Annotated in this window: 14 protein-coding genes; 10 read left to right on the plus strand and 4 right to left on the minus strand. The window is 37.0% G+C overall.

The window, feature by feature from the left end; genetic code table 11:
• The first annotated feature begins 5 nt into the window (after window positions 1-5).
• The 4 genes from HX005_RS11100 to HX005_RS11115 all read left to right on the plus strand — a co-directional run bounded on the left by HX005_RS11100 (window position 6) and on the right by HX005_RS11115 (window position 3,248).
• Entirely contained in the window at window positions 6-1,898 is a 1,893-nt protein-coding gene (locus HX005_RS11100) for a hypothetical protein (protein ID WP_286377411.1), read from the plus strand.
• Window positions 1,891-2,121, plus strand: a complete 231-nt coding sequence (locus HX005_RS11105; protein WP_286377412.1) for a hypothetical protein — start codon at window positions 1,891-1,893, stop codon at window positions 2,119-2,121. The genes HX005_RS11100 and HX005_RS11105 overlap by 8 nt, the downstream gene beginning before the upstream one ends.
• A 63-nt stretch (window positions 2,122-2,184) precedes the next feature.
• On the plus strand, window positions 2,185-2,499 hold the full coding sequence (locus HX005_RS11110) for a hypothetical protein (protein ID WP_286377413.1): 315 nt from the start codon (window positions 2,185-2,187) through the stop codon (window positions 2,497-2,499).
• Complete coding sequence (locus HX005_RS11115; protein ID WP_286377414.1) at window positions 2,496-3,248, plus strand: NlpC/P60 family protein; 753 nt, start codon at window positions 2,496-2,498, stop codon at window positions 3,246-3,248. The genes HX005_RS11110 and HX005_RS11115 overlap by 4 nt, the downstream gene beginning before the upstream one ends.
• A 57-nt stretch (window positions 3,249-3,305) precedes the next feature.
• On the opposite strand, the gene HX005_RS11120 is transcribed toward HX005_RS11115, so the two are convergent.
• Window positions 3,306-3,983 carry a DUF421 domain-containing protein gene (locus HX005_RS11120; protein WP_286377415.1) on the minus strand — a complete coding sequence of 226 codons (678 nt, stop codon included), beginning with the start codon at window positions 3,981-3,983 and terminating at the stop codon, window positions 3,306-3,308.
• Between the two features lie 101 nt (window positions 3,984-4,084).
• A complete protein-coding gene (locus HX005_RS11125) occupies window positions 4,085-4,642 on the minus strand; it encodes a lipocalin family protein (RefSeq protein ID WP_286377416.1) in 558 nt (185 codons plus the stop codon).
• A gap of 307 nt (window positions 4,643-4,949) precedes the next feature.
• Here HX005_RS11125 and HX005_RS11130 point away from each other — a divergent pair, with 307 nt between their 5' ends.
• Entirely contained in the window at window positions 4,950-5,504 is a 555-nt protein-coding gene (locus tag HX005_RS11130; RefSeq protein ID WP_286377417.1) for a hypothetical protein, read from the plus strand.
• Between the two features lie 75 nt (window positions 5,505-5,579).
• A complete protein-coding gene (locus tag HX005_RS11135) occupies window positions 5,580-7,658 on the plus strand; it encodes a catalase (protein WP_286377418.1) in 2,079 nt (692 codons plus the stop codon).
• Between the two features lie 135 nt (window positions 7,659-7,793).
• Here HX005_RS11135 and HX005_RS11140 read toward each other — a convergent pair whose 3' ends face one another.
• Complete coding sequence (locus HX005_RS11140; RefSeq protein WP_286377419.1) at window positions 7,794-9,404, minus strand: tyrosine-type recombinase/integrase; 1,611 nt, start codon at window positions 9,402-9,404, stop codon at window positions 7,794-7,796.
• A gap of 129 nt (window positions 9,405-9,533) precedes the next feature.
• Between HX005_RS11140 and dusB the strand changes: the two genes are divergently transcribed.
• On the plus strand, window positions 9,534-10,553 hold the full coding sequence (gene dusB, locus HX005_RS11145) for a tRNA dihydrouridine synthase DusB (RefSeq protein ID WP_265935924.1): 1,020 nt from the start codon (window positions 9,534-9,536) through the stop codon (window positions 10,551-10,553).
• A 67-nt stretch (window positions 10,554-10,620) separates the two neighbouring features.
• Here the strand turns inward: dusB and ahpC are convergent, their stop codons facing one another.
• Window positions 10,621-11,184, minus strand: a complete 564-nt coding sequence (gene ahpC / locus HX005_RS11150) for an alkyl hydroperoxide reductase subunit C (RefSeq protein ID WP_068972746.1) — start codon at window positions 11,182-11,184, stop codon at window positions 10,621-10,623.
• Between the two features lie 336 nt (window positions 11,185-11,520).
• Between ahpC and HX005_RS11155 the strand changes: the two genes are divergently transcribed.
• The 3 genes from HX005_RS11155 to HX005_RS11165 all read left to right on the plus strand — a co-directional run bounded on the left by HX005_RS11155 (window position 11,521) and on the right by HX005_RS11165 (window position 16,617).
• Window positions 11,521-11,964 (plus strand): hypothetical protein, encoded by a 444-nt coding sequence (locus HX005_RS11155; protein ID WP_286377420.1) that lies wholly within the window; start codon window positions 11,521-11,523, stop codon window positions 11,962-11,964.
• Between the two features lie 125 nt (window positions 11,965-12,089).
• A complete protein-coding gene (locus HX005_RS11160; RefSeq protein ID WP_286377421.1) occupies window positions 12,090-12,521 on the plus strand; it encodes a hypothetical protein in 432 nt (143 codons plus the stop codon).
• A 112-nt stretch (window positions 12,522-12,633) separates the two neighbouring features.
• Entirely contained in the window at window positions 12,634-16,617 is a 3,984-nt protein-coding gene (locus tag HX005_RS11165) for a DUF3418 domain-containing protein (protein WP_502872734.1), read from the plus strand.
• Window positions 16,618-16,639 lie beyond the last annotated feature (22 nt).

Here is a 16,639-nt window from a genome sequence, read left to right on the forward strand (position 1 = left end):
TACATGTGTCGAACTATACACCGCCCGATTCACACAATGTAATTCTGAATTTTGATGAGCTGAGTACTGGCAGCACCACTTTAGATTTTGGCGCAGAAGAACACTATGTGCCGAATACTCTTGATGCTGAGATTGATCTAAGCTTTATTTCTGAAATTGTAGGCACATACAAAGATGCTGTACCTACAGATCAAAATCGTATTGATGCGGTTGTGGATCTATCGTTTTTTACAGATATTCTAGGAACTTATGATCTTAATTTTAATCAGAGCATCTATTCTTTTTTAACAACGATGTTTCAAAAAGCAGTTGGCACTGAAACTGGACTGACTGCACGCTATGCTAAGCCGACTTTTAGGGCACAAAATAGTGCTTTTTATTTTGAGCAAGCACAAAGCCTGAGTCGTTATATTTCAAATCAGTATGAGCGAACACAGGTTTTACAGCGTGATATTCGAACTGTTTTTGAAGAAAGTACAGGGTTAAATACTGCGAAAAGCGTTTCTTGGAATCATGCTGAAAAATGCGTTATTGTTCGCAATATATTATTTGATGAAAGCAAAAAATTAAGAGTTCAACGCGAAAACCACTGGGACGAACTGATTAGAAAGCGTAAGCAATTCACTTTTTCACATGAAGTTGCTCATGTTTTTGAAAAACGTTTCGGGTTTATATGGGATACAGGCTTAGAACTCGTCACCAAATCCGACATTCCTTGGCAGCAAGCGCAGTCAATTTATTATCGTAAGCATCCAATTTTACCTTGGGCAAAACCCAAACCTAAAGAATATGTCGGTTCTGGTGATCTTAATTTTATTTGTTTATGGCATGACGTTGATGCACACAATGTTATTTTAAATTTTGGTGATGAGGACTGTATTCCGAGTCTTGCACCGCGTGATTGGTGGTATATCGTGAATAAAATAGAAGTCAGTCGCCTAGACAATGGTGAAAAAATAAAAGTCATTGATGGCAGCTATAACACAAGTCGAAGTCAGTGGTGTTGGTCCTACAACCTAACTGTACCTGCATCTGAAATTGGCAAACTTGAACCAATTAATGCGCAGCCTGTTATCCTGAAAATTCAAGTGAATGACAATATTCATCACATGTTGCTTGAGAACCGCAGCCGCTCCAGACGCTTTGCACAAGATGTTTGGAAATTAACGGGGCGCAGTCAAACTGCATTACTTGATGCACCTTATTCACCAACACGGTCTTTTCTGCAAGAAAATGAACGTACTTCTGTACAGCTCGCACAAGCTGAATTGGATCGAGTGAATAGTGATACACAATTAAATTGGCAATTGATTGATGAACTCGGTTGGATCGTACCAATCAATAGTCTGAGCTATGCTAATCAGACCCCGATTGCTGTGATTAAACAGATTGCTGAGGCTGGTGGAGGTTTTGTTTATAGTGAAAAAGGGAGCAATCAATTAACAATCAAGCCGAAATATAAAAAGACTTTTTGGGATGCGATGCAATTTGAGGATTATGATAGATTGCTACCTGAGGGCTTGGTGACAAATCAATCCACAGATTATGAACCTTATCCAGACTACAATGGTGTAACACTAACCAATGATCGTACAGGTTTTACAGGGCAGGTAAAACGTACAGGTACAGCAGGTGATGTACTGCAAGAAACAGTGAGTAATCCATTATTTACAGCGGTATCTATGGGCAGTTATGGCAAAGCATTGCTGGCTAAAGCAGGAATGATCGAAACCCATAGTCTAGAAATTCCAGTACAAAAAGATGTTGGAGAGTGCGCACCGGGAGAAGTTATTGCTTTTAATGCGGAATGGTGGGGCATTGTAGAGAGTGTTTCCGTGTCATTTACACATGCTGTGATCAATCAGAATATAACCGTGGAGCGTGTTCTCAATGAGTAATGTTTTACAGCGTTTATTTGATTTGATGCCGAAAGCACCTGAATTCGTCGGCACAATTACTAGCGTGAATCACCCTAATTATAAAGTTCTTGTCGCAGACGATTCGGGGCTTGTGATGTGCACAAGTAGCACTGTTTATAAACTAAATGATCGGGTTTTTGTATCAAATCAAGAGATTAAACGACTTGCACCTGCAGGTGTGGTTGTTCAAATAGAAGTTTAAAAACTTAACAAATCAAGTGTCCGAAAGGGCATTTTTTATTGCCAAAAAATTAAGGGGGCATATGTGAATGAACCAAGCGCATCAATTTGGAAAAAGTTAAATGAAGTATCAGATCGACTGCAAAAAGTATCAGAGCAGTTGGTAGAAACAAATGCAATTAATAAAGGTTATCACCAGGCACTTGATCAGCAACGAGTAAAAGTGGAACTGCTTGAGCAGCAAAACCATAAAGCACAAGGCGCAATTGCGATGCTGAAATGGGGGCTTGGTGTGGTGCTGACTGTTGCGTTGTCGGGTGGCACATGGACCATCAATTCAATTAATCAACTTAAACAAGATATGGCAATTATGCAAAGCCATCGAGAGGACAATAAATGAAATTAATCAATGAAAACCCATGGCAATATTTGTCAGTAAAGCTCCCAACATTGGGAGCTTTTTTTATGCTTGTATTAATTCCGCTTTTACAATGGGCATTAGATTTTCAGCTCATTCCAGAAGAACACGAAGCCGTAGTTATTGGAATTGTAATTCCATTGCTTGGATTAATCGGCAAGAAGATCTATCAACCAGAGCTACATGCACCACAATTAAATGGCATTAATAGTCTTTTGGCCACACCGAAAAATTCAAATGATTTAGCTTGGATGGTTGAAGCTAAAAAATATATTGGCTTGCGTGAAATCGTTGGCAAGCAACATAACAAAACTATCTTAGGATGGATCAAAGGACTTGGCGGTTGGTTCACTGATGATGAAACGCCATGGTGTGGGACCTTTGTTGCTCATTGCTTAAAGACTGCAGGTGTGAAATATCCAAAACATTGGTACCGCGCCTTAGATTATGTGAACTACGGATCCAAACTCGCAAAGCCTGCCTATGGATGTGTTGCAATTAAAACTCGCAAGGGTGGTGGTCATGTTTGTTTTGTGGTTGGTCGTGATCAAAAAACTAAAAAATTAGTCTGCTTAGGTGGGAACCAAAGTAATGCTGTTTCTTATGCATTATATTCCGATGGTGAATTTCAAGAATTCCGTTGGTATGGGAAAACGTGCCGACCTGCGGAGTCGCGTTATAATTTAGCAGTACTGAGTGGAGTGAGTGCGACGAAGGTGAGTGAGGCTTAAAGTAGAATATCTAGATTTGTTCTGAGTAGCTTATAAAATAAGTTACTCAGTTGGATATTATTTGCTTCTTTTAGTATTAATAGATAGAACCCAATGCTGTTTTTGGCAGCGCTCACATATTTGGTCAATTTTCTTAATTAAATGAGTATTTCCACAAAACATACATGAGTAAAATCTTTCAGGATAATAGTTAATTGTTTGTTTGTATTGATCTGGAAAAATTGGAAGCCCCCATTTTACTTCATCATCGTGAAATAGTATTAAACTTAAGCAACCTTCTGTTTCCAATAATGCAATTTTTATTTGCCCTAAATGTTCAATTTGCTGTTGGCGCATCTCAGAAAAAAATTCATCGTAAGAATATTTTTCATTTTTAATGCCATCTAAAACCAACATACCATCTCGAACAATATACATAGGTTTGCCTTCTAGTAAGCTTTCAATTTTTTTTGATTTCATTGTTAAATAAGTTGTACATCTATAGAGCACTAGAATACAAATAAAAATAGTAAGGGCTTGTATAAGAGGAAGATCCTCTGTAAACATTGGATCACCAGCAATTGATCCTAAACATAAGATAATAGCAATTTCGAAGATTGAAAGTTGTCTTACGCCACGCTTACCAGAAAACCTTAAAAAGATAATAATCATCAGATACATGATGATACATCTTAAAATGATTTCAAGAATAAAGCTTAATGATGAATCATGAATAAAAATTCTAAATAGTTCCATTATTAAAATTCTTATATAGATAACTATGAATATACCATATTCATAGTTATAAGCTGATTGATAAATTAGTCTTTATAAAGTCTATTTTATAAAGCTAATAACTATTGCTGTTTAGTGTAAATAATATCTGATAAATCAAAACCCAGTGTTTTAGCATAATCTAGATATTCATTTAATATTTGTTGATCAATATTTGGATCACGACTTAAAACCCATAAATATTTTTTATTGGGACTTCCCACCAGAGCAGTTTGATAGTTTTCATCCAGTTTCAAAATCCAATAATCACCACGACCTACAGGTAGCCATCGAATAATTTTAGGTAAGAAACTTACTTTAAGCTGACTATTTTTTGGAGCATTTTTTACAAAAGCTTCACCAATTGATTGGTTTAATTTCCCATTTTTACTAAAGCATTTATTATCAACTACGATATTTCCTTTCTCATTCAATGAGTAATTTGCAGTTACGTTATAATCACAAACTCTTTGAAAGTATAAAGGTTTTCTGGCAACTTCATGCCATTGCCCAGCATATTTGTATAGATCTACTTGTGGGGCTGTAGGTATGTCATCAGTATTTGCATTAACGAAAGTTGCTACGCCTAATAAAACAAGACCACCAATAAGGGCAATTTTTTTTAAATTCGATTTAAACATAATTTTCTCTTAAAGTAGATAAGGTGTAGAACCTAGAATTTAGTTTAAGAAAACTTAAATCCTTGTAAATTTTTATTATTAAAATATTAATATTTGTATAAATATAAGTTGATTTCATATAAATTAAAAATAATAAGCTTCAATTAACAATTAAATAAACTATGAAAATAATAATATTTAAATATTTTTACATTAGAGATACATCATAAAAATAGGTGGTGAAATATAGTAGATATTACTTTTTTTAAATGTATAAATGCTACATCTAAAAAAAGAAAATCAATATAATTTTAAGAGGAATAAGAAGATGACAAATCCAAATAGACCTGAAATTGATCGTGAAGTAGTTAAAGATTTACCAAAAGAACAAAGAGATGATTTAAATGCTGACCCTATTACAGGTGAACCAGGAGCTCATCCTGTTGGTACAGGTCTTGGGGCAGCTGGTGGCGCAGCAGCTGGTGCGGCAGCAGCTGGTGCGGCAGTAGGTGCTGTTGGTGGTCCAATTGGAGCTGTTGTAGGCGGTGTAGTCGGTGCTGTTGTAGGTGGTTTGGCTGGTAAAGGTGCAGCTGAAGCAGTGAACCCGACTGAAGAGGAAGCTTATTGGCGTAGCACAGCCAATAGCACTCCTTATTATGCAGATACCTTAAATACTTATAGCGATCTAGATTACGACAAAGATTATCGTTCAGCTTATCATCTAGGTTATACAGGTCGTAGTGAATATCCTGCTGAAACGCGCTTTGAAGATGCGGAACATGACTTAAAGTTGAAATGGGAACAGGTGAAGGGTACTTCACGTTTAACTTGGGAAGAAGCGAAACATGCTGTACGAGATGCTTGGAATCGCGTAACTCACTAAATGACAAGTTAAAAAAGAGAGGGGCTTTTAGATCCCTCTCTTTATATTAACACTTCACCATATAAGGGAATAAAAATGTCAAATCAGAATAAAAGTGAAAAAATTCAGCAGCTCGAATCGGAAGCCTATGTAGATCCTCAAAATAAAACTCTTACAAGCTCATTAGGAGTTAAAGTTGAAGATAATCAAAACAGTTTACGTATAGGTAGTAGTGGTCCAACCTTGTTAGAGGATTTTTTGCTCAGAGATAAGTTAATTCATTTTGATCGAGAGCGTATTCCGGAGCGTGTGGTACATGCACGAGGTGTAGGTGCTCATGGATATTTTGAGGCTTATCAAGGGAATGAAAAATGGACTAAAGCTCATTTCTTAACACACTCTGATATAAAAACTCCTATATTTGTACGGATTTCCACAGTTCAAGGAGGACGAGGTTCTGCGGACGTTGTCCGCGATGTGCGTGGTTTTTCCATAAAATTTTATACTCAGGAAGGTAATTATGATTTAGTGGGTAATAATATTCCTGTTTTTTTTATTCAAGATGCTATTAAATTCCCTGATTTTGTTCATGCAGTAAAACCTGAAGATCATAATGAAATTCCTACAGGTCAATCTGCTCACGATACATTTTGGGATTTTGTTTCTTTAAATACGGAAGCTGCACATATGACAACATGGGTGATGTCAGATCGTGCAATTCCTCGAAATTTACGATCTATTCAGGGTTTTGGCGTTCATACTTTTAGGCTAATTAATGATAAAAATGAAGCTTTCTTGGTGAAATTTCACTGGACACCAAAGCAGGGTGTAGCGCAAGTAGTTTGGGATGAAGCATTAAAGCTCAATGGTAAGGATCCTGACTTTCATCGTCGAGACTTATGGGATGCAATCGAAAAGGGAAATTATCCTGAGTGGGAGCTAGGTGCTCAAATTTTTACAGAAGAACAAGCATTGGAGTGGGAGTTTGATGTCTTAGATCCAACTAAACTTGTACCAGAAGAATTAGTGCCTGTGACGCGATTGGGTAAATTTGTGTTAAATCGAAATCCTGATGAATTCTTTGCAGAAACAGAGCAAGTCGCTTTTTCTCCCGCAAATATTGTTTCTGGTATAGACTTTAGTAATGATCCTTTATTGCAAGGTCGTTTATTTAGTTATACAGACACACACTTGCATCGCTTAGGTACACCTAATTTCAATCAAATACCGATCAATAAACCAGTATGTCCGTTTCATACAAATCGTCGTGGTGGATTTGCAAATCAACATATCCATAAAGGTAAGGCTAATTATGAACCCAATTCAGTAGATAATAATTATCCGCGGGAAGCAGCAGACGATAAGCAAGCATTTACTAGCTATCCAGAAAAAGTTCAAGGCAGTAAATTGCGTGTTCGTGCTGAAAGTTTTGCAGATCATTTTTCTCAAGCTACTTTGCATTATCGTAGTTTAAGCAAACATGAGCAGCAACACATGAAGGATGCTTATGCATTTGAATTATCTAAGGTGCAGGCAGAAGAAATTAGACAGCGTGTAGTATCTGAGTTACTAAGTCAAATTGATGAAGATTTAGCCCATTATGTAGCAAATGAACTAGGACTAAATGTGGAGAAAGCAAAGATTAAATCGCCTAATTCAGAAATAGTAATCTCCAAAAAGCTTAGTATAGATGCTTTTCCTGCCCTTGATATTGCACAACGTAAAATAGCAGTACTTGTACATGATGGTGCAAATGCCACCACTGTAAATAAAATTAAAAAATGGGCGGAAGAGAATAATGCTATCGCAGAAGTTTTAGCTCCAAGTGCTGCACCTGTAAAATCGGATGATGACCAAGAGATCAAAGTAGATGGTCGTCAAAATGGTGAGCCTTCAGTAACTTACGATGCTATTGTCGTTGTTGATGGTAATAATTTTGATAAGTTTAAATCTGATGGTGTTGCCAAGCACTATGTATTAGAAACTTATAAACATTTGAAGCCAATCGTTTTGGTAGGAGATAAATCCAAAATTATTGAGGTGTTAAATATTAAAGAAGACCAAAGTGTATTCATAACTGAAGATTTTTTATCTATACAGAAAGATTTCAAAAATGCTATTCAGCAACATAGAAACTGGGATAGAGAAGAGGTAGCAAAAGAAATACCGGCTTAAATGCAATGGTACTATGAAGCTTTTTTGTTATAGCTTTGATTTCTATTCATTGAGAGTAGCTATGAGTTGCTCAATATAAAATTTGAAACTATTGATAAGAGCCACCTACCTTTATAGATAGGTGGCTCCTTAACTTTATCTTTTCTCAATATGGTAATTTTCATCAAAGAAGTATGAGTCTGAAATGTCTAGCCATGCATTTAGCTCATATTCAAATTCAAGCACCCGATTTTTAAACAACCTAATAACACGATTATTCTTAAAACTAAAATGCGAAGTTTCAGCTGGTAGCTCAGACCAATCTACTTCACCACACTCAGAGAACCAGTCTTCCCAAGCTATTTGAATTTCAGATATGTAAAACTCTTGCTTCTCTTTATTCCAAGAAAATGGATGCTCTGTTTGTAATTTTTTCACATGTTTTCTAATAAAAAACTTATTCTTTTTGTGGTGCTCAATAAATTCAGCAATCTGATTTTTAATAAATTGATATGGAACATCAATTTCACTATTAATACTTAAATCATATGCTTCAAGAATATCCATTGCACCAAAAGCACGTTGAGTTTTATTCCACTCTTTATAGTGACTGCTATAGTCAGAGTCAGCATGACCAATTGCTTCAGCAAAGTCTAAACGTCGTTCACCACGCTTCTTTAAATTCACATATCTTTTTAATGTGTTCCATGATTCATGCAAAGTAATTGTTTGAAGTTTAGGGATAGAAAAACCATCCTCAGCGTAACGAGTTGCAGCTTCATGCCGTAAATCATGAAAGCGAAGATCTTCAATTTCAAGTTGAGAACACGCTCTGGTGAAGTATGTTGAAATAGTTGCTGCATTCATTGGAATTAATAATTTTTCATCGCCACCTAATTCAAGCATTCGAGCGCGTGTTTCTTTATCTAAAAATTTATTAATTAAGTCGATAGCCTTAGGTTCAAAGTGGGCATATTTATGGTTTCCTTCAGACCCATCTGGATGCTTAGCATCGCGCACGAGCCATTGTGTATTATGTTTATCATAATCAGAGAGTCTCAAAGAGCATATCTCATCTTCACGTCTACCTGAATAAATGGCAAACCATATGATTAAATGCATTGGAATGGATCTGCGTTTACGTTTCCATTTTTGATAAAAAAGTGTTGTGAGAGCTTGCAGTTCATCATTGGTGGGTAATCGATCTCGTACTTTAGATTTAGTTACAATCCGTGATTTACGTAAGCCAATTAAAGATTTATCAAACTCAGAAATAACATTCTCAATTTGCTCACCCCAAACATATTCAGCGTGAACCAAAACGGCTTTAATATGACTCATATCTTTTAAAGCGGTAGATGGAGCAACACCATCAATTCCTTTTAAAGGGTCTCCCTTGCGTCTAGAAATTGCATGATCCGCAAAATCCTGACGTGTTAATGAATAAATATTCTTCTCTGCAATCTCCATGTTAGATATATAGTTTAATGCTCCTGTTTTTGTACGAGCAAAATTATCTGCCTCGCTTAAATACCTTTTAATGAAATCAGCCAATGTTGCTTGCTTGACTTCAGCAACAGGGTTAAGAATTTTATCTGGATTCAATTCTATTTCAGCTTCGGTGCGTTTAATCCACTCATCAGCTAAAGATTTTTTACTAAAAGTTTTGGATGCTTTGAAATCAGGGTAGCCTTCTTTTTTTATGCGAACTTGAGCACGATAGCGTATAGTGCCATCCAATAGTTGACGTTTAGTGACTGTACCCATTAAATTGCACCCTGAGATTTCTACGGTGCAATCAGGGTGCAACAACAGGGTGCTAGAAGTCAATAAGAGTCGATTCAAAGAAGTTAAACGAGGTTAAAGAAATTGAGTCAAAACAATGTAGTTAAAGAATTGTTTGATAAACCAATAAGTAAGAAACTTTGGGTCGCACCTATGGCAGGTGTCACAGACCGTCCCTTTAGAACTCTTTGTAAATACTTTGGTGCAGGTCATGCCGTTAGTGAAATGATGACGTCTGATCAAACTTTACGTATGACCAAAAAAAGTCTGTATCGTGCCAATTTTGATGGTGAATTGGCGCCGATTTCCGCACAAATTGCAGGTTCAGAACCTGAGCAACTTGCTGAAGCTGCACGTTATCAAGTATCAAACGGTGCCCAAATTGTTGATATTAATATGGGATGTCCTGCTAAAAAGGTGTGTAATAAACTGGCAGGGTCAGCTTTACTCAAAGACGAAGATTTAGTCGCTCGTATTTTAGATGCTGTTGTGGCTGCGGTAGATGTTCCTGTGACTTTAAAGACCCGTTTAGGTTTTCTAAATGGTCATGAAAATATTATGCGAGTTGCCAAACGAGCTGAAGAAGCAGGCATCGCAGCATTAGCACTACATGGGCGTACGCGTGAAGATATGTATTTAAATACAGCACGTTATAGCTTAATCAAAGAAGTGAAAAGTATGCTGTCTATTCCTGTTATTGCAAATGGCGATATTGATAGCCCTGAAAAAGCCAAATATGTTTTGGATTATACAGGAGCCGATGCGGTCATGATTGGTCGAGCTGCGCAAGGTCGTCCTTGGATTTTTCGTGAAATTGCACATTATTTAGAAACGGGCGAACATTTAGCTGCACCAGATATTCAGGAAGTAAAAGAAGTATTACTCGGGCATTTATCTGAGCTTTACCAATTTTATGGTGAATACTCAGGTTGTCGTATTGCTCGGAAACATATTGCTTGGTATACCAAGGGTTTGCGTTCAAGTAATGAATTTCGTCAAAATATGTATAAAGTTGAAAGTACCATTGAGCAAGCAAAAGTTGTTGAAAATTATTTTAATCACTTACTTGATCAAGGACAGATCATGAGTGATGTTCAAGTTGAAAATGTAAACTTACTTGAAATTAAATAATTTAGCTTTGTGTATAAAAAACCACGCTAAAAGCGTGGTTTTTTTAAGCAGTTAAATCTAATTGAAATTAGATTTTACCTACTAAGTCGATTGAAGGAGCAAGAGTTGCTTCGCCTTCTTTCCATTTAGCAGGACATACTTCACCTGGGTGAGCATGTACATACTGAGCTGCTTTAACTTTACGAAGAAGTTCAGATGCATCACGACCAATACCACCAGCATTGATTTCGATGATTTGGATTTTACCTTCTGGATCGATTACGAAAGTACCACGGTCAGCAAGACCAGCAGATTCGATTAATACTTCGAAGTTTTTAGCAAGTGTCCAAGTTGGGTCACCAACCATTACGTATTGGATTTTTTTGATTTCTTCAGAAGAATCATGCCAAGCTTTATGAGTGAAGTGAGTGTCAGTAGAAACTGAGTAGATTTCAACGCCTAATTTTTGGAATTCAGCATAGTTGTCAGCAAGGTCACCCAATTCAGTTGGGCAAACGAAAGTGAAATCTGCTGGATAGAAGAAAACTACAGACCATTTACCTTTAAGATCAGCTTCTGTAACTTCGATGAATTGACCGTTTTGGAAAGCTTGTGCTTTAAATGGTTTAACTTCAGTATTAATTAAGCTCATCATTATCTCCATGATTGAAGTGAGTATCTAATTTAAAATTAGCATAAAGTATATTTCTTTATTGGGGAAATAGTATTTTTTTATGGTTAAAATCGGAAAAGAGAATTAACCAAACACGAAAACTATTTCTTCAAAAGATCATTTTGTTCATACAAGACAATTTTCAATATTGATTGATACATTAAAAATATGTTAATTGAATGACAAAACAATCCAATCAAATACACAAACAAGATGCAGTCAGTGACAGTGCTTTTCAAGGGTATTGTTGCAAAAAAGAAATAAAAAATATTTTAGTGTATATATTTTATTCAGCTAAGATGCTCATGGCTTGGCATGAAATTGTATAAAATGATCATTGATCAAAGTATTCGCGTTATTGCTGTGTTGGCTTTGCTGATTGCATCATTATCTCTGTTGGCAGGAGATAACGCATTTTGTCTGTATGAATATATCGGTGAAAATACCGTCTCCTCACTTAGTGAATTTAATGGTGGGATAAGCAAAGATCCAGACATATTTGGCATGTGTGCCATGACGGCATTGATTTTCTTGCTTCCCTTACTGTTGTCTTATCATCGGGGATGGTATGTATTGTTTTTTGCCATACTGATCGTGCTGCAAATGATTTTCCTGAGTACCATGATCGATTCACCTTCGGTATTGGGCTTGGTTTATGACAGTATTGTGTATTGTCAAAATTATTGGCTTTTGGCGTGGGTGATTGGACAATTGCTATTTTTTATTTTAAGTTTAGTATTTGTTTTTAATGAATTTTAAAAATAAAAAGATATTTGAAATTAATATTTATAAAATCATCATTTTAGTTTTCTCATATTTGGCAAGTTGTTGTATTTTTCAGATCGTCAAGACAGATTCAAACATCATGGGGGACGATGAAAATAATGGCTACTCATTATTATAAATTTATCGCAATTTTTATTTTAGTGCTTGCGTCCTTAAGTACCTTTGTTGCATTTGCGCATGATAACGCTTTTTGTGTGACAGCTTATGGCGTGGCAGAAGTAATCTATTTTAATCAACTGAATGGCTTTACATCGGATGAGCCTTTGCTTTTTGTTTTTGCAGGAATCATCGGAATATTTTTTGCTGTTTTTCTTGGTTTTACTCGAACTAAAATTTGGTTTTTGGTGATCAATGTGTTCCTGCTTTTGTGCCTTGCAATTCCGATGAATATGTTTTCTACAGCACCTTTTTATCAAGTAATGTATGACAGTATTTTTCTATGTAACCATTATATATTGTTGATCTCTGTTGTGATGTTTTATGTATATTGCTGGGTTGTCGTGCTGTATTTATTTAAATCTAAGCATTGAAAATAGATTAATCTTTAATTCTATAAGCGCACAGCGTAAAATATACGATTCAATTTTTAATATTTAGGAATGTGCATCTGTGCCAAATCAGTTTAATGTCGATCAATTGGTCATGGTTCGTGATCTTCATCGTTTAAATCGGCTTAAAAAAGGCAAAGAAGCCAACCCAGAAAAATTTCAAGAACTATTTGAAAAATCTAATCAACAAGTTAAAAAAAGATGTGCAAGTTTACCCACCATTAAACTGAATCAAGATCTGCCTGTCACACAATATGCAGATAAATTGATTGAAGCGATTCAAAATAATCAGATTATTATTGTGGCAGGGGAAACAGGTTCGGGTAAAACCACACAGCTTCCACAGATTGCCATGCTCGCAGGTCGTGGCTTGACGGGTATGATTGGTCATACCCAACCACGCCGTTTGGCTGCACGCAGTGTTTCACAACGTATTGCGGAAGAAGTGGGGCAAAAGCTCGGTGAATCGATTTCCTTTAAAGTCCGTTTTAATGAGCAAGGTTCTAATGACTCGATTGTTCGTTTGATGACAGACGGGATTTTGTTGGCAGAACTGTCCAATGACCGTTATTTAAATAAATATGACACGATTATTATCGATGAAGCGCATGAACGTTCGCTGAATATTGACTTCATCATGGGCTATTTAAAAACCATTGTAAAAAAACGTCCTGATTTAAAAATTATCATCACATCTGCAACTTTAGATGTAAATCGTTTTAGTCAGTACTTTAATGATGCACCAATTTTTGAAGTGGAAGGGCGCAGCTTTCCTGTAGAAGTCCGTTATCGTCCAATTTCAGAAATGACGATAGGTGGCAGTGATGACGATGACTTTGATGATTTTGAAGAAAATCTACCGCGTGCGGTGGTCAGTGCGGTAGAAGAATGTTTTCATGATGCGGAAAGTAAAGGGCATCCTGAACATGCGGATATTCTGATTTTTGCCAGTACCGAACAAGAAATTCGGGAATTACAGGAAACGTTGCATAAGTTTGGTCCAAAACATACCCAAGTTTTACCGTTATATGCACGATTGGCTTTGGCAGAACAACAAAAAATCTTTAATCCATCGGGTGGTGGACGACGCATTATTATTGCGACCAACGTTGCAGAAACAGCTTTAACTGTCCCGAATATTCGCTATGTGATTGATAGTGGTTTTGCCCGAATTTCTCGTTATAACTATCGTTCTCGTGTTCAGCGTTTACCGATTGAAGCAATTTCACAAGCAGCAGCCAATCAGCGTAAAGGGCGTTGTGGTCGTATTGCACCGGGTGTTTGTATTCGTCTTTTTAGTGAAGAAGATTTTCAAAGTCGTCCTGAATTTACCGAACCTGAAATTAAGCGTACCAATTTGGCATCGGTGATTTTACAGATGCAAAGTTTAGGCTTAGGTTCGGTTGAGTCTTTTGATTTTATTGAGCCACCTGATCATCGTTTGGTGAATGATGGTCGTAAGCTCTTGATTGAGTTGGGGGCGATTCATGATGAATCATCAGATAAAAACTCCACTCTTTTACAAAGAGGTGAGGAACGGATGGAGTTCCGCAAGGGAGATTTAAATAGTCGTAGCGAAAATTCAAATCCTCCTAAATCCTCCTTTGACAAAGGAGGACTTCAAAGCAAAAGCAAAGAGAATAAGAAGGACTTATTAAAAGGCGAACTCACCAAAATCGGTCTACAAATGGCGAAAATGCCAATCGACCCACGCCTTGCCCGTATGATTTTAGGCGGTGCGCATTTTGGTGTTTTAAATGAAGTCCTGATTATTGTCGCAGCCCTTGCAGTGCAAGATCCGCGTGAACGTCCTGCCGATAAGCAAATGCAAGCAGATCAGAAACATGCGTTGTTTAAAGAAGCGGATTCGGACTTTTTATTCTATATCAAACTATGGAATACCCTGACAGAAAACCGTGAAAATTTAACTGAAAATAAACGTCGTACTTTTGCAAAACAACATTTTTTAAGTTGGTTGCGTTTACGTGAGTGGAAAAAAACCCATGAGCAATTACTTGATTTAGCTCAAGGTTTAAAACTGTCTTTTAATGACAAAAAAGCCAGTTATGAAAATCTGCATCGTGCATTACTGACAGGTCTATTGTCTTTTATTGCCAATAAAACGGATGAAAAAAATGTCTATATGGCAGTGCGTCAGCAAAAAGCCCGAATTTTCCCTGCATCTGTCTTGCATAAAACCAATACGCCGTGGGTGATGGCATTTGAAATGGTGGAAACCTCGCAGGTTTATTTGCGGACTTTGGCAAAAATTGAACCTGAATGGATTTTATTGGCTGCACCAAATTTATTGAAACATCATTATTTTGAGCCGCATTGGGCGAAAAAACCGGGTGTAGTCAATGCTTATGATCAAATTTCACTGTTTGGTTTAATCATTGAGCCAAAACGTGCCACTAACTATGAAAAAGTAGATCAGCCTGCGGCACATGAAATCTTCCTACGTGATGCTTTAACCACAGGGAATTTGGGTACGACACCGCCATTTTTAAAGCACAATTTACTGAAACTCGAAGAAGTTGAACGCGTTGAAGATAAGTTACGTCGTCGTGATTTGGTGGTGGATGAAGAAACCATTTACCAGTTTTATGCATCCAAAGTACCTGCGGAAATTGCCAGTCGCCGTGCTTTTGAAGATTGGCGAGCAACGATCGAGCCGAAAAATCCACGTTATTTGTTTGTGGATGATGATGATTTGTGGATGAATGATCGTCCAACCACACAACAATTTCCTGACTATTTACACAATGGTTCATTGCGTTTAGCGGCAAGTTATCGTTTTGATCCAAGTCATGATGAAGATGGCGCAACGGTTAAAATTCCTGTACAAGCCCTGCCACAGGTTGATGAAAATATTTGGTCGTGGGGAATTCCGGGATGGCGTCTGGATTTAATCGAAGCGCTATTAAAAGCTTTGCCTAAAGATAAACGCCGTAATTTGGTGCCGATTCCTGATACAGCAAAAAAATTGATGAAAGCGGTAGATGCACAGCATTTACGTGAGCATATTTTCGACTTTTTAGCATTTCAACTGCGTGGCGAACAAATTACCGCCAAAGATTTTTCGTTTGAACGTATTGATCAATATCTGATTCCATTGATTAAAGTCATTGATGAAAAAGGTAAATTGATTGAAAAAGGACGTGATCTTGATGAGTTGAAAGCACGTTGCCGTACAGAAACACATAGCCCTGTCAAACAACTGAAAGGTGAATTTAAAACCTTCCCTGAACAGTTTGTGTTTGAAGCCTCGCAAAAAGTCACAGGCGTAGTGGTGAAACAATATCAGGCGCTTGTGGCAACCAAAGCATTTGCGCAGTTGGATGCAAAAGATGAATCGGGTGTGGTGATTCAAACCTTCAATGATCAGGATGAAGCGATTAAGCAACACCGTGAAGGGGTGATTCGACTGATTCATTTGCAATTAGGCGATTTGATCCGTCAGTTGAAAAAGCAAATCTCTAAACCTTTGGCTTTGGCTTATTCGCCATTGGGTGATTGCGCTCAGCTTGAACAAATGCTGGTTTATGCAACCTTACAAATGAGCATTGAAAAGTTACCCATTAATGCAGAAGAATTTGCGAAATTAACAACAGATGTTAAAAAGTCATTTTTAAGTCATGGTCAGGAAGCCTTGAAACTGATCAGTGACATTTATATTCAATGGCAACAGATTCGTCAGCAATTGCTCATGCTGGATCAAGCTGTATTTGGCAAAAATATGGATGATATTGAAGATCAGCTTGATTTGATGAGTCTGGCGAATTTTGTCTATACAAAATCAGCTGATGTTTGGCAAGAATATCCACGTTATTTAAAAGCATTGTTATTGCGTTTGGATCGTTTGCCGAATAATCTAAGTCGAGATGATGCTGCAATTAAAGACGTTGATCCGTGGATGGATAAATTGTTTAAGTTTAAACAGGATCCACGTGTCAAAGATGTGTATTTTATGGTGGAAGAGTTAAGGATTTCTTTGTTCTCTCAACCGATGAAAACCAAGATGCCAATTTCAGCAACCCGTATACAAAAAGTATGGGAAAAGCTCGGAATCAGTTAGAATAGAAATAATTTGAAATATT

Origin of the sequence: Acinetobacter sp. R933-2 (genome assembly GCF_030325485.1) — a bacterium.
In the GTDB taxonomy this organism is placed as follows: Bacteria; Pseudomonadota; Gammaproteobacteria; order Pseudomonadales; family Moraxellaceae; genus Acinetobacter; species Acinetobacter sichuanensis.